This is a genomic window from Halalkalibacter akibai JCM 9157, assembly GCF_000513135.1.
Taxonomy (GTDB): Bacteria; Bacillota; Bacilli; order Bacillales; family Bacillaceae_D; genus Halalkalibacter; species Halalkalibacter akibai.
Window position 1 is genome coordinate 1 of sequence record NZ_BAUV01000045.1, and the last position, 14,216, is coordinate 14,216.

Annotated in this window: 16 protein-coding genes and 2 pseudogenes; 15 read left to right on the forward strand and 3 right to left on the reverse strand. The window is 36.9% G+C overall.

The features are described 5' to 3' along the window. Positions 1-40: 40 nt before the first annotated feature. The 6 genes and pseudogenes from JCM9157_RS18420 (at position 41) to JCM9157_RS23605 (ending at position 4,413) form a co-directional block, all read left to right on the forward strand. Complete coding sequence (locus JCM9157_RS18420; RefSeq protein ID WP_035667060.1) at positions 41-592, forward strand: DUF2179 domain-containing protein; 552 nt, start codon at positions 41-43, stop codon at positions 590-592. A 124-nt stretch (positions 593-716) separates the two neighbouring features. Beyond that, the gene (locus JCM9157_RS18425) at positions 717-1,664 is read left to right on the forward strand and encodes a CobW family GTP-binding protein (protein ID WP_035667062.1); all 948 of its coding nucleotides are present in this window, start codon (positions 717-719) and stop codon (positions 1,662-1,664) included. A gap of 61 nt (positions 1,665-1,725) precedes the next feature. Next, entirely contained in the window at positions 1,726-2,364 is a 639-nt protein-coding gene (locus tag JCM9157_RS18430) for an SDR family oxidoreductase (protein WP_035667064.1), read from the forward strand. A gap of 165 nt (positions 2,365-2,529) precedes the next feature. Next, positions 2,530-3,416, forward strand: a pseudogene (locus tag JCM9157_RS18435) (DUF1028 domain-containing protein). Positions 3,417-3,478: 62 nt separating this feature from the next. Beyond that, a complete protein-coding gene (locus tag JCM9157_RS23600) occupies positions 3,479-4,039 on the forward strand; it encodes an AEC family transporter (RefSeq protein ID WP_052013255.1) in 561 nt (186 codons plus the stop codon). Beyond that, positions 4,009-4,413 carry an AEC family transporter gene (locus JCM9157_RS23605; RefSeq protein ID WP_158318631.1) on the forward strand — a complete coding sequence of 135 codons (405 nt, stop codon included), beginning with the start codon at positions 4,009-4,011 and terminating at the stop codon, positions 4,411-4,413. The genes JCM9157_RS23600 and JCM9157_RS23605 overlap by 31 nt, the downstream gene beginning before the upstream one ends. Before the next feature lie 49 nt (positions 4,414-4,462). On the opposite strand, the pseudogene JCM9157_RS18445 reads toward JCM9157_RS23605, so the two are convergent. Continuing rightward, positions 4,463-5,289, reverse strand: a pseudogene (locus tag JCM9157_RS18445) (aldo/keto reductase). Between the two features lie 134 nt (positions 5,290-5,423). Next, positions 5,424-6,257 carry an undecaprenyl-diphosphate phosphatase gene (locus JCM9157_RS18450; RefSeq protein ID WP_035667066.1) on the reverse strand — a complete coding sequence of 278 codons (834 nt, stop codon included), beginning with the start codon at positions 6,255-6,257 and terminating at the stop codon, positions 5,424-5,426. A 186-nt stretch (positions 6,258-6,443) separates the two neighbouring features. Here JCM9157_RS18450 and JCM9157_RS18455 point away from each other — a divergent pair, with 186 nt between their 5' ends. Beyond that, entirely contained in the window at positions 6,444-6,959 is a 516-nt protein-coding gene (locus tag JCM9157_RS18455) for a TlpA disulfide reductase family protein (protein ID WP_035667067.1), read from the forward strand. An 85-nt stretch (positions 6,960-7,044) separates the two neighbouring features. Further along, on the forward strand, positions 7,045-8,133 hold the full coding sequence (locus tag JCM9157_RS18460) for a DUF3866 family protein (protein WP_035667068.1): 1,089 nt from the start codon (positions 7,045-7,047) through the stop codon (positions 8,131-8,133). Here JCM9157_RS18460 and mciZ read toward each other — a convergent pair. Next, positions 8,037-8,252, reverse strand: coding sequence for a Z-ring formation inhibitor MciZ (gene mciZ, locus JCM9157_RS25840; RefSeq protein ID WP_081734248.1), 216 nt, complete (start codon positions 8,250-8,252; stop codon positions 8,037-8,039). The two genes, JCM9157_RS18460 and mciZ, sit on opposite strands and share 97 nt — an antisense overlap. Positions 8,253-8,347: 95 nt before the next feature. Here mciZ and JCM9157_RS18465 point away from each other — a divergent pair, with 95 nt between their 5' ends. The 7 genes from JCM9157_RS18465 to deoB all read left to right on the forward strand — a co-directional run bounded on the left by JCM9157_RS18465 (position 8,348) and on the right by deoB (position 14,216). After that, on the forward strand, positions 8,348-8,893 hold the full coding sequence (locus JCM9157_RS18465) for an NUDIX domain-containing protein (RefSeq protein WP_035667069.1): 546 nt from the start codon (positions 8,348-8,350) through the stop codon (positions 8,891-8,893). Further along, a complete protein-coding gene (locus tag JCM9157_RS18470; protein ID WP_035667071.1) occupies positions 8,890-10,050 on the forward strand; it encodes an endonuclease Q family protein in 1,161 nt (386 codons plus the stop codon). The genes JCM9157_RS18465 and JCM9157_RS18470 overlap by 4 nt, the downstream gene beginning before the upstream one ends. Before the next feature lie 97 nt (positions 10,051-10,147). Then, entirely contained in the window at positions 10,148-10,783 is a 636-nt protein-coding gene (spoIIM, locus tag JCM9157_RS18475; RefSeq protein WP_035667072.1) for a stage II sporulation protein M, read from the forward strand. Positions 10,784-10,908: 125 nt separating this feature from the next. Continuing rightward, a complete protein-coding gene (gene fur, locus JCM9157_RS18480) occupies positions 10,909-11,370 on the forward strand; it encodes a ferric iron uptake transcriptional regulator (RefSeq protein WP_035667073.1) in 462 nt (153 codons plus the stop codon). A 409-nt stretch (positions 11,371-11,779) separates the two neighbouring features. Then, complete coding sequence (locus JCM9157_RS18485) at positions 11,780-12,013, forward strand: YqzK family protein (RefSeq protein ID WP_035667074.1); 234 nt, start codon at positions 11,780-11,782, stop codon at positions 12,011-12,013. 29 nt (positions 12,014-12,042) lie between these two features. After that, on the forward strand, positions 12,043-12,933 hold the full coding sequence (xerD, locus tag JCM9157_RS18490) for a site-specific tyrosine recombinase XerD (protein ID WP_035667075.1): 891 nt from the start codon (positions 12,043-12,045) through the stop codon (positions 12,931-12,933). A 101-nt stretch (positions 12,934-13,034) separates the two neighbouring features. After that, a complete protein-coding gene (gene deoB / locus JCM9157_RS18495) occupies positions 13,035-14,216 on the forward strand; it encodes a phosphopentomutase (protein WP_035667076.1) in 1,182 nt (393 codons plus the stop codon).

Below are 14,216 nucleotides of genomic sequence, written 5' to 3' on the forward strand. Positions count from 1 at the left end.
ACTACGGTAGTTATCTCAGATTGAAAGTTGGTGTCAAATTATGGCTCAAGCGTTGATTATTTTTATTGCACAGCTTATTTATGTTCCGGTTTTAACACTTCGTACCATTACGATGGTAAAAGGCATGAAAGGTAAAGCATCAGCATTAGGTACTCTTGAAGGAGTTATTTATGTTGTTGCGATTGCGATTGTTTTTAGTGATCTTTCAAATTATTTAAATATGGCCGCTTATGCAATTGGTTTTGGAGCAGGTTTGTACATCGGGCAAATCATTGAACAGAAATTAGCAATTGGTTATGTAACCATTGAAGTGAACATTATGAATAAAAACGAATTGTTAACTGATAAATTAAGAGAAGTTGGGTTTAGTGTTTCCACCGCAGCTGTTGAAGGAATGAATGAGGCTAGAAGATACCGTTTAGATTGTACGGCGAGACGAGATCGTGAACAAGAGTTTATTAAAATTGTGAGTGAATATGAACCAAGTGCCTTTATCGTTTCCTATGAACCTCGAAACTTTAAAGGTGGCTATATAACAAAAGCGATGAAAAAAAGAAAAGAAAAATTCCTTAAAAATAAGACCGTCTCATAAAACTAGATGACTGAGTGATAGTTACTCAGTCATTTTTTTGATTTCAAATAAATCAGAACGGTTCTTATTTGTGTCTTTTCTTGAAATTATGATATGTTACATAGAAAGGGAGGGAGCTTTCGTCATGAATAAACGAATTCCTATTTTTGTTCTTACAGGTTTTCTTGGTAGTGGGAAAACGACGGTTCTACAGAAAATGCTAAGTTACATAAAGCAACAGGGTCAGAAACCGGCTTTAATATTAAATGAATTAGGCTCTGAAAATGTTGAAAAAGAACTTTTCCAAGTTGAATCTATGATTGAAATGCTAAATGGATGTATTTGTTGCACGATTCAAGATGATATGAGAGTTGAACTTGAGCGATTCTTGCAAACGAATGCAGACATTGATGTTCTCTTAATTGAAGGTACTGGTATTGCCAATCCGGCGGAAATCATAGAAGCTTTAACTCATCCGAACTTAATGGAACAAGTTGAGATTCAATCTGTAATTGGTCTTGTAGACGCTAGTCGTTTCCTAGAGTATCAAAGTATTTTTCAAAGTTCTAAGGAGATTAGAACAATGTTAAAACAGCAAGTTACGTCAAGTACGCTGATTGTTATTAATAAAATTGACCTTTTAGAAAATAAAAAGTTAAATAAAGTTACAGCAAAAATAAATGAGAGTAAGACAGAGAACGTACCTATTATCTATTCTAGTTTTGGAAATGTCGATGAACAGCTTTTGTTTCAAAGGCGGTTCTTTCAAAATACTGTAAATCTAAAAGAGGAAGTTCACCACCATCATCATCATCACTCTCATCCGTTCCAAGCGGTAAAAATAGTAGGAATTGAAAGTATAGACAGAAAAAAGTTTGAACGTTGGCTAAAGAATCAATCTCTTCTAAGAGCAAAAGGCTATGTGTTATTTGAGGGGCAACAACAATTGTTCAGCTTTCAATTTTCTTCAGGTCAATTACATGTAACATCTATAGAAACAAATGTAAGCCCATGTTTCATTTTTATTGGTAATGACATTGACGAAAACAAGCTCATTCACTCGTTTGAAAAAGAAGTCATGCAAATTCATTGATTCTTCTTTGTTATTCCTTCAGACTAGGATATGAGTTTAACTTTTCTAAAGGAGTGTTTTGATGAACGTACTTCTTATTGGAGCAAATGGGCAAGTAGCCAGGCATACGATAGCTAAACTAAAAGATGAGGATCATCAAGTAATTGCGATGATTCGCGATTCAAAACAAGCAACTGAATTGAAAGATTTAGGGGCAGATAAAACAGTCGTGGCTGATTTAGAAGGAAACTTTGATCATGCTTTTGATCAAGCTGACGCGGTGATTTTTGCAGCTGGTTCAGGAGGTCATACTGGTGCTGATAAAACGATTCTTATTGATTTATGGGGAGCGATGAAAGCAGTTGATGCTGCAACAAGGCTAGGAGTAAAAAGATTTGTGATGTTAAGTTCAATGGGGACAGTTGACCCTGATAAGAGCGATCGTATCCGGCATTATCTTGTTGCTAAAAAATTAGCGGATGATTACTTAAAACAATCTCAGTTAACGTATACAATTGTTCGTCCAGGAAGCTTAACAAATGAAGCTGCTCAGGAGAAAATTAAGTTAGAAGAGGAAATTCAAGTTCGGGACAACACGATTACAAGAGAAGATGTGGCGATTGTGCTTGCAAAAGTGGTTAAACGTGAAAATTCTTTTAATAAGACATTTGAGATCCTTAATGGATCATTAGCAATTGACCAAGCACTTGATCAAATATAAATCATCGTAAAAGGTTGACTTAAAAGGAATTAATGCCTTTTGAGTCAGCCTCTTTTCGTTTTGTTGGAATAAAGTAAAGTTTTTACTAAGACACTTATATAAAGGTTTCCTTTATATAAACCCTCCAGATCAGGTATAATTTGTCTATAGAAAGGATGATCTATTATGGAAAAAGAGCGAAAAAATCCTAATCTTGTAAATACATTTTCAATAGTAGGTTTTGATCCAAATACGGGAGAGCTAGGGGTAGCAGTGGCTTCTAAATTCCTTGGTGTAGGTTCGATTGTGCCATGGGCTCGTGCTGGTGCTGGAGCAGTAGCAACTCAATCTTGGGCAAATAAGGATTATGGTCAAAAAGGGTTAGAGTTGTTAGAAAAAGGAATGACTCCTGACGCAGTATTATCTGAATTAACAAAAGATGATGAAGGACTCCAATTAAGACAGGTTGGGATGGTAAGTGCGAAAGGGGAAAGTGTAACGTTTACCGGAGAAGATTGCTATGAGTGGGCTGGCGGAATTGCAGGTGCTAATTTTGCTTGCAGGGTAATATTCTTGTTGACGAAACAACTGTACAAAAAATGGCTGATGTGTTCCAGTCCAAGCCGGGAACGTTAGCTGAACGCTTACTCGAAGCCTTATATGAAGGGCAAGAAGCGGGTGGTGACAGCAGAGGAAAGCAATCAGCTTGTTTACTAGTAGTAAAAGAAGGAGCAGGCTACGGGGGAACAGATGATAGGTACATAGACCTTCGGGTTGATGACCATGTTGAACCAATCGATGAGTTAATAAGATTGTATCAACTGCATCAATTGTATTTTAATAAACCGAATCCAGATGAGATTTTAGAGATTACGGGTGAATTGAAAGAAACCATTTCTTCTTACTTGATTGAGTTAAATTATTTAACCGCACCAGTTTCAAGTGACGAAGAGCTTTGGGAGGCCATTCAGTCCTTTCATTTAATTGAAAACTTTGACGAACGTGTCTTAGATTCTGGATTAATAGACTTAAAAGTATTGGACTTTATGAAACAACTTGTAACACGAGCGTAGTAAATTTACAGATGACGAGAGGGTGATCAAACATCCTCTTGTTGTTTATTTGGGGGAAAGTGATGAGTGCCGTTTTTGGGTTAGTTCAAGAAATGCTCGTTCTCTTAGTAATTGCTTTAGTGGGATATTCAATGAGAAGAAAAAATATATTACCAAAGGAAACGAATTTCGTCTTAACTCAAGTAATTCTCTATATAACTCTTCCTTGTTTGATTATTTATTCAATGGATATTGAGTTTTCAATAGGTTTATTAAAGGATATTACATGGTTATTAGGATTATCCATTTTTGCTTTAGCTTGTACAACACTTATTGGTTATGTGATGAGGAAAAAGGCTAAGTTAGAAATAGAACGTGAAGGCGTTTATGAAGCAACTATCATTTTTGGTAATCAAGGGTTTATGGGGTATGCAATCGCCTTTTTGATATTCGGTGAGATTGGAGTTTTATATACAGCCTTTTTTATGATTTTTTTCCTTTTTTATGTTTGGACTTATGTTATTTATGTTGTAGCTCGTGTAGGGCAAAAAGTAACATGGAAACAATTAATTTTAAATCCCGGGGTACTCGCAACATCAATAGGTTCATCGTCATGCTCCTCCCTTTTAGGTTGCCACTTTTAATTTCAGGGGTTCTTTCCGATATTGGAACGATGACGTTACCTTTATCTATGATATTAATAGGAAGCTTGCTAGCAGCTATTCGATTCAATGAATTTAAACAGCTTATGAAAAACAAATATATTTGGTATGCTTCAGCAGCTAAGTTAATCTTAATCCCGCTAACGTTAGTACCTTTTCTCTGGTTACCTGTTTCAACTATTGTCATTGGTGTCGCGCTGTTAGTTACTGCAACACCATCAGCCCCAACAGTTCCAATGTTTGCTCAAAAATACGGAGGAGACGTTACCTTTTCCTCAGTTATTGTTGCGACGACAACGATATTATGTGTTATAACTGTCCCAATTTTATACGCTATGATTCTGTTGGTAAGGTAAGAGCAGGGGGAGGCTAGGATAATTGTTTTTTCCTAGCCTCAAAACTAAACTAAACTCTGTAAAACTCAGCTGGATCAGCACCAATTCGTTCGTTAGTGTTTAAGTCATCTATTTTTTTCATGTCTTCTGATGATAATTCAAAATCAAAAACTTGAAAGTTCTCTTCAATTCGTGAAGGTGTCACTGATTTTGGAATGACAACAATATTGTTTTGTAGATGCCAACGAATAATGATCTGAGCACCTGTTTTATTATATTTACGAGCTAAATCTTGAATCAATTGATTGTTAAGGACTTCTCCCCCTTGCATCAGTGTCCCCACGCTTCAACATAAATATCATGTTTTTCGCAAAACTCACGTAGTTCAGGTTGTGAAAAATAAGGATGAAGTTCAACTTGGTTAACGACAGGTTTGACTTTACATTCACTTAACAATCTCTCTAAATGATCAATATTAAAATTACACACACCGATTGCTTTAACTTTGCCGTCTTCATACAACTTTTCCAAAGCACGATATGTATCAACATACTTGTCGACTTTAGGCATTGGCCAATGAACTAAATATAAGTCTACATAATCTAAGCCGAGTTTTTCTAGGCTTTCATCAAATGCTTTCAAAGTTTCTTCATATCCTTGATCAGCATTCCACACTTTTGTTGTAACAAATAATTCTTCGCGAGCAACAGAGGCTTCTTTAATTCCTTGTCCTACGCCTTTTTCGTTCTGATAAATGGCAGCGGTATCAATTAAACGATATCCAACTTCGATTGCCTTTTTGACAGCTTCAACAGTAACGTTTCCATCTTCAACCTTGAAAACTCCATACCCTAACTGAGGCATGCTCAGTCCGTTATTTAATGTTACGTTCATCATTCAACCTCCTAAAATAGTTAAACATTCGTTATAGTACTATTCTCTACAAATAAAAAATAACCTCTTCATTTATGTGCTTCAATTCAATTTAATATACAAACAAGGCACAGATCAATTGATCTGTGCCTTGTTTCTTATAATTCTATAATCATACTATTATCTAAGAAAAAATAAACGAAAATCGCTGCTACGAAACAATAAAGGGCAAAATACACGAGTTTGCTTTTCTTAAGGAAATCAATAAGCCAAACAATTCCTAACCAAGAAAAAATAAATGTTGCAATAAATGATACGATTAAAGCACTAATCCCAACCTCAGAAACTAAAGAGCCGTCTGCAAATCCTGGAATAGCAAGAACGCTTGAACCAAGAATAACGGGAATAGAAAGTAAAAACGAGTAACGGACCGCTGTTTCTCGACTTAAACCGGCAAATAAAGCTGTTACAAGTGTTGCTCCAGAGCGAGAAATACCAGGTATTACAGCAAGTGTTTGGCCTAAACCAACCATAATCGAATCACGGAAAGTCATGTCTCTTTCCGTACGTTTTCCGTAACGTACAAATCGTTCAATAATAATAAGGAAAAATCCTGTGACTGCTAATGCAATAGCAATAAATGGAGGTGTTTTAAGAGCAGGACCAATAAAGTCTTCGAGCAATAGTCCTAGTACACCTGTGATGCCAGTAGCTACAATGATGTAGATCCCAAAGAAAAATTGTGTGCGATTATAGCTAGAGCGGTTACCGAAAAAAGCAAAGAAACCAGATATCACTTGTACTAAATCTTTTCTAAAGTAAATGACAACTGCTAAGATTGACGCAAAGTGAAGATAGATTTCGAATCCAAATCCAGGAAAGTTATACCCTAGTAAGATGGATGTTATTACGATATGCGCTGTACTTGAGATCGGTAGAAATTCAGTAATCCCTTGTACAATTCCAAAAATTAAAGCCTCAATAATTGACATATAATTATTCCGTCCTTTCTATAAAGAGTAGTGTTATATAAAGGGAAAACACTACCTGATCCATTCTACCAAAATTATCTTTTTTCGAAAAGCTAGTATTGTCATTTAATTGATACCTCTTTACTTGCCTTTTAAAGAATCAGGTCTCTATAATGATTGTATGTAGTTTATAAACGGAGGATTGAGATGAAACGATTAAGCACTATTTTAGTTTTAAGTTTAGCTGCCATCTTAATAATCACCATTGTCTTTTTACAAGAGCGTCAGCAGATAGGGAATGAGCCAGGTATGCTGGCCGAAAATTTCAAGCTTCCAATGACTGACGGACAAGTGGGTGAACTATACAATTATACGGGTGATGTACTGATCTTAAACATGTGGGCATCATGGTGTGAGCCATGTCGTGATGAAATGCCTGATTTAATGAGGCTTCAAAGTGACTATGAATCAAAAGGTCTAACGGTTCTTACTGTAAATATGCAAACCTTTGAAAGAACGCTTAAAGATGCCCCAGCGTTTATTGAAGAAATGAACATTACTCTTCCCGTTTTCTTTGATGAAAACGGCGTAGTTGCCGATCGTTATAAAGTCGTTGCTTTGCCTGCAACATATATCATTAATAGAGATGGCACGATTGAGCACTTTATAAGAGGTGAAGTTCACTATGAAGGGTTGCAATCACTAATCGAACCATTATTATAAGTTTTCTCACCTGTAATATGAAAGGATTATTTTGGCTACACTATTAGATATAGAAAAAATGCTAAGTTAGTTAAGGCGTGAGAATATGTACAAGCAATTAAAAACCAAAGTCCTTGACATTATATTTGAAGATGAAGAAATTCAAAAGCTTACAACTGACAAAGGGGCCGAACGAGCGGTTTTATTTAAACGCTTAACGAAAAGGGTTGAAGCTGGTTTTGAAATTATTGTGAATGTCACAGCGACTGAACTACAGTTAGGAACAGGAGGTTGGGATATCGTTCGTGATATTCTACCTTTAGACGACTGGGGTAGTAACAAAATAGAAGGCCATATTATAAAAGGGCGCTATACCCCGATTCAACATAGTGTATTAGCTATTGAATCGCAAGAAAGTGAATATCATCCTGAATTTATTGAGTCTTTTTCATTAGTAGGAAAACCTGTTTGGCTTGCGGAATTACATAGTATGGTTCCGCTTTTTTATTTTGTGTCTCAAGAGATAAAAGCTGGTAGTAGCTGTTGTGTTATTTTTGATGACCAAGCAGCGCTACCTTTAACGTTAAGTGACCAACTTCGTGCCTTACATAAGGAAGATCACTTTCATTCAATAACGGTTGGACAGGCATTCGGGGGGCAATATGAAGCGATTACGATTGCTTCGGCATTGCAATTTGCCCATAAGGTATTAAAAGCAGATTTTATTTTAATTTCAGTTGGTCCAGGGGTTGTAGGCTCAGGTACTCGTTTTGGGTTCTCAGGTATGATCATGTCTCATTGGTCTCATACAATAAGTGCCCTAGAAGGTGTACCAATTTGGATTCCGAGAATGTCTACCGCGGATGTTCGCGAGCGTCATATGGGGATTAGTCACCATACGCTTACTCCTCTTTGTCAATTTACGTTTCAAAAAGCTCTATTACCTTTGCCGTATGTGAACGGAATTGAGACCGAAAAACTGAAACAACAGATCGATCAATATCGCCCTTTTCAAGCAAACCATGACATTCTTTTTGCGGAAAAAGATCATGTTAGTTCTTTGATCGACTGTGCTTTGAGAAAAGCGCAACTACCGATTCAGACAATGGGTCGTAAATTTGAAGATGATCCATTATTTTTTTGCGCGGTCGCTGAGGCAGTTCGTGTCGGTATCGGTTTAACAGATTCAGTGTGAACACTATTCACCCAATCTTCGACTAGATCAAATGATGCTCGAGCTTGTTTCAGTTTTGCTTTTATCTCCCAAGCCTTTCCGGCTAATGTGATACCTTGGTTATGGACATAAATTTTCATAGTGGCCCGTCCTTTCTTAGATTGGTATGCTACACTTCTATGAAGCAAGAGATGAAAAAAGAACAATGAAAGTGAAATGAAAAGAGGGAGAGCCAATGGATCATTTATATGAAAAAACAACGAAAACAAAAGACATTTATAAAGGGAAAATTATTGATTTACATTTGGAGGAAGTCGAGCTTCCAAATGGTAAAATGAGTAGTAGAGAAGTAGTCAAGCATCCTGGAGCAGTTGCCATTATTCCGATCACAGAAACAGGAGAGCTTGTGCTTGTCAGGCAGTACCGAAAAGCGCTCGATAAAGTGATTATTGAGATTCCAGCAGGTAAGCTAGAGCCGGGTGAAGATCCTCTCGAATCAGCTAAAAGAGAATTGGAAGAAGAGACAGGTTATAAAAGTGAGAAATTAGACTTTATTGTTTCGTTTTATACATCACCTGGATTTGCGAACGAATTAATTTATATGTATGTAACAGATACCCTTATTAAAGGGGTTAGCCATACAGATGAAGATGAATTTCTTGATGTGTTAGAAGTAAGTCTTGATGAGGCATTAGAAATGGTTAAAGATCAAAGAATTCATGACGCAAAGACTGCTTACGCGATTCAATATTTACAATTAAGAGAGTTGGGAAAAGCGTGATAGAACATTCTAAGTACGTGGTTGATTTGCATATTCATATTGGACGTACTCGTTTAGGAGCGGCAGTTAAAATAACTGCTGCTTCTTCTTTAACATTAAAATCTATTATCCATTACGCGAAAGAAATTAAAGGAATAGATATCGTAGGTGTGATTGACTGTCATGTAAGAGAAGTACTATGTGAGATAGAAGACGATATTGCTAACGGTATTGCAATTGAATTAGAAGATGGGGGGATTAATTACTCAGGAGTGACCTTACTTTTAGGTTCTGAAATTGAGTTGTATGATGAAAATTGTCAAGGGCCGATTCATGTTTTAGCTTTTTTACCGACCTTGGCAGCGATGCATGAATTTAGTGAGTGGATATCTACAAGAATGAAAAATTCTTCCCTAAGTTCACAAAGAATTTATGAGAACGCTCGTGTACTTCAACAAAAAGTTCATGAACTAAAAGGATTGTTTATACCTGCGCATGTTTTTACTCCCTTTAAAAGTTTATATGGTAAAGGTGTAAAGGAGAGTTTAAAGGAAGTGTTTACTCCAGCTTTAATTGATGCAATAGAATTAGGCTTAAGTAGTGATACACAAATGGCTGACCAAATTGCAGAATTACACTCCTATCCTTTTATCACTAATTCTGATGCGCATTCATTAGAAAAAATGGCGCGCGAATATCAGATTATAAAAATGATGAACCCAACATTTAAAGAACTACGATTAGCCCTGAAAGGGGAAAATGGAAGAAGAATTGTCAGCAATTATGGATTAAATCCATTGTTAGGTAAGTACTATGAAACCATTTGTGCTAAATGTTCGGCTGTTGTGACTCTTCAATGTAGTAATTGTGGTTCAACTAGTATGATTAAAGGGGTGTCAGATCGTTTAAGAGAGTTGGCTTCTAGTAAATCAATTGAGGTAGCGCGTCCTCCCTATCAACATCAAATTCCACTAGAATTTATACCTAAATTAGGTAAGAAAACATTAGAAAAATTAAGAGATCATTTTGGGACTGATATGAATATCATTCATCAAGTAGAAGAAAAGCAGCTACAACAAGTCGTATCTCCAGTCATATCATCAGCTATAGTTGCAGCTAGAAATGGAACTCTTTCAATTAAAGCAGGTGGGGGAGGCACTTATGGAAAAGTTGAATAAAGAGATTACCTGTTTTGTTAAATCTTAAAATGATAGTAGTCATAGATTTCCAGCTTGTCTCATAGAGTAGACTAAGAGCAAAAGAGGAGGTCTTGGCATGAAATACGGTCTAAGAGAGATGGTCGCAACCCATCTGGAAGAGAATCGGACAATATATACTTTTACGACAGTGTTATTTTTAATAGGAATTGTTTTTGGGGCAATTGTTGTTAACAGCTTGAGCTTAACGCAAAAGCATGATCTATATATGTATTTGAATCAGTTTTTTGGACACGTTCAAGAAGGGGAACTAGCTAATGCTTCGGCCATATTTAGTCAAAGTTTTGCTCATTACGCAAAGTATTTTGGATTAATGTGGATTTTAGGTTTGTCCATAATTGGTTTGCCAGTCATATTGGTTCTTCTCTTTTTAAAAGGGGTAGTTGTTGGATTTACGGTTGGTTTTTTAGTAAACCAAATGGGAATGTCCGGTTTCTTTTTATCTTTCGTCTCAATCATGCCGCAAAATTTTATTCTTGTACCAGCGTTTATTATCGTCGGAACAGCTAGTATCTCATTCTGTCTAAAAATGGTTAGGCAGCAATTCATGAAACGAGCGAATTTACCTATATTTCCGCAATTTATGAAATATTCTTTGTTAATCCTCTGTGTTGGATCTGCTTTAGTATTAGCGTCTGCGTTTGAAGCTTACGTATCTCCCGTTTTAATGAAATGGGTAATTACAACAATGTAATATAAAAAATAATTATTATTTAATAATTAATATAGTGAACTAAACGATATTCATAATCGATTGACACCGTTTTTTTGAATGATTATAATAAAAGGAGGTAAAAGGCTTGAGGGGAGGCATGAACGATGGAGAAACGACTCGAACGAATAAAAAAACACCTGCACTCACAAAGTTATAAACTCACACCGCAACGTGAAGCTACGGTTAGAGTTTTATTAGAGCATGAGGAAGACCACTTAAGTGCAGAGGATGTTTACCTCCTTGTAAAAGAAAAATCACCTGAGATTGGACTTGCTACTGTTTATCGTACACTTGAATTACTCGCTGAGTTAAAAATAGTAGATAAGATAAATTTTGGAGATGGTGTTTCTCGATTTGATTTACGTCAAGAAGGAGCAGCACATTTTCATCACCATTTAGTCTGTATTGAATGTGGTGCAGTTGACGAAATCCAAGAAGATTTATTAGGGGATGTAGAAGAAATCGTTGAGCGAGATTGGAATTTCAAAATTAAAGATCACCGACTGACGTTTCATGGTATCTGTCATCGTTGTCACGATAAACAGACTGAAACAGAAGAAGTTTAAAATTCCATGAGCTAATATATGTTAGAAAGACGCATTGTTTTCCATGCGTCTTTTTCTTTTTTATAGAAACCTTAAAAAAGGAAGGGTGTCCCTTTTTTAGTAGAGTGTTGATGAGAAGTGGCAGTGGCTCCGCTCCCTGCATAGAAACCTTAAAAAAGGGGAAGACCGTCCCTTTTTAGTAAGAGCGTAGATGGAGAGGTGGCAGTGGCTCCGCGCGATGCGCGCCTTTCTGAGAAGAGCACTCAGAAAGGCTTAAGAGCAGGCATCGGCTGCGCTCCCTGCATAGAAACCTTAAAAAAGGGGAAGACCGTCCCTTTTTTAAGGTTTCTATGGTATATTCTCAATAGTTTTTGGCATACCTTGTAGTAAGGGCTTGACTATAGGTAGGTCAAAAGCGGAGGTATGTCCCATGAGGTCTTGGTTTCAGTTGACAGTTCAAACATTAAAGGTGTTTCTCTTATTTATGGGATGCACACTTCTCTTCTATTATGGTATTCTATGGGTAAGTAAAGAATATGAAAGTTATCATCGGTATGATGAGCCTCAAGGCAAGGCTGTTAAAGTTTTTCAGATGGAGACGAGTGATGATCTTTCTACTACTTGGGTTGAACGGTTATTCATGTTTTATCGAGAAGGTGAATAGCAGCTTGCTTAGAATTAGGAGCGATTAAATTGGTTAATGAAATTAATGAATTCTTACATTACATACAAGTCGAAAGAGGCTTGGCCAATAATACAATCGAGTCGTATAAACGTGACTTAATGCAATACGATCTCTATGTAAAGAAAGTTGAAAATATTGATAATCTGAAGAGAATTGATCGCCAGACGATTGTTCATTATTTATATTTTCTTAAAGAACAAGGGCGAGCTGAAACGACGATTGCTAGAACGATAGCTGCCATTAGAGCGTTTCATCAATTCGCTTTAAGAGAGAGATTAACAGATCAAGATCCTTCTGTGCACTTAGATATTCCCAAAAGAACGAAGCGTCTTCCTAAAGTGCTATCGATGCAAGAGGTGGAAGCATTGTTAGAAGCTCCCACTGGGAATGAGCCTATTTCAATCCGTAATCGTGCAATGCTAGAAACCCTTTATGCTACGGGGATGCGGGTTTCAGAATTAATTAACTTGACAATGACGGATACACATTTGTCGATGGGATTTGTTCGGTGTATAGGTAAAGGAAATAAAGAGAGAATTATTCCTTTAGGTGGAGAAGCATCACGTACCATTCAGAAATATCTTGAGGACGGTCGCTTATCCCTAATGAAGAAACAACGTCATGATATGTTATTTGTTAATCATCATGGAAAGCCGTTGTCAAGGCAAGGGTTCTGGAAAATTCTCAAGCAGTTAGCAGAGAAAGCCAATATTCAAAAGCCGCTAACTCCGCATACCTTAAGACACTCTTTTGCTACTCATTTACTAGAAAATGGAGCTGATTTAAGAGCTGTACAAGAAATGTTGGGTCATGTGGATATATCGACAACTCAAATATATACTCATGTAACAAAAGCAAGAATGAAAGATGTCTATGCTCAATTTCACCCACGAGCATAGCATTTTTATGCCTATTAAAGAAGTCAGACTTCTGACAACTTAAGAACAATCAATTAATATATGATCTAGGGCATAATATGAAAAAAAGGAGGAATTAGTCAGTGACTACGTTTCGTTTTGAACGTGTTTTTTTAATTGTGATGGATTCAGTGGGGATAGGAGAAGCTCCGGATGCAGCGGAGTTTGGAGATGAAGGTTCTCATACGCTAAAACATATTGCTGAAAAGATGGACGGCCTAACGATGCCGAATATGGAGAAATTAGGATTAAGTCATATTCGTGAAATTCCCGGTGTAAAAAAAGTGAGCGAGCCACTTGCTCATTTTGGCATTATGCAAGAAGCTTCAAGTGGCAAAGACACGATGACAGGACATTGGGAACTGATGGGCTTACATATTAAGGAGCCATTCCGGGTTTTCCCAAATGGTTTCCCGCCTGAGCTGGTTCAGGAGTTAGAAGAACAGTGGGGCCGAAAAATGATTGGTAATAAGGTAGCTTCAGGTACGGAAATTTTAGACGAACTGGCAGCTGAGCATGTTAGAACTGGAGATCTAATTGTTTATACTTCAGCTGATTCAGTTCTTCAAATTGCAGCTCATGAAGATATCGTTCCAATAGAAGAATTGTATGATATTTGTGAAAAAGCCCGGAAGCTAACACTAGACCCTAAATACATGGTTGGCCGGATTATTGCTCGTCCTTTCATTGGAGAAGAGGGTAACTGGAAGCGAACACCTAATCGACATGATTATGCGTTAAAGCCTTTTGAACGTACTGTAATGAACGAATTGGTCGATAATGGCATTGATTCAATTGCTATTGGAAAGATTTCTGATATTTATGATGGTGAAGGAATTACAGAAGCGATTCGAACGGTTTCAAATGATGACGGGATGGAGAAGTTAGTAGAAACCATCAGAAAGTCTTTTACTGGCCTTAGCTTTTTAAATCTAGTTGATTTTGATGCTGTATTTGGACACAGACGTGATCCGATTGGTTACGGACAAGCGCTGGAACAATTTGATAAACAATTAAAACAGGTATTAGAAGAGCTTGGCGAGAAAGATTTACTAATCATTACTGCAGACCATGGAAATGATCCAACCCATCCAGGTACAGATCATACGAGAGAATATGTTCCGTTGATTGTTTATAATAAGCTTCAATCTGATGCAAAAGATTTAGGTGTAAGACAAACTTTTGCTGATGTGGGAGCGACAATTGCGGATAATTTTAAAGTGGCGTTACCGAAGTTTGGAAAAAGTTTCTTACAAGATTTATAG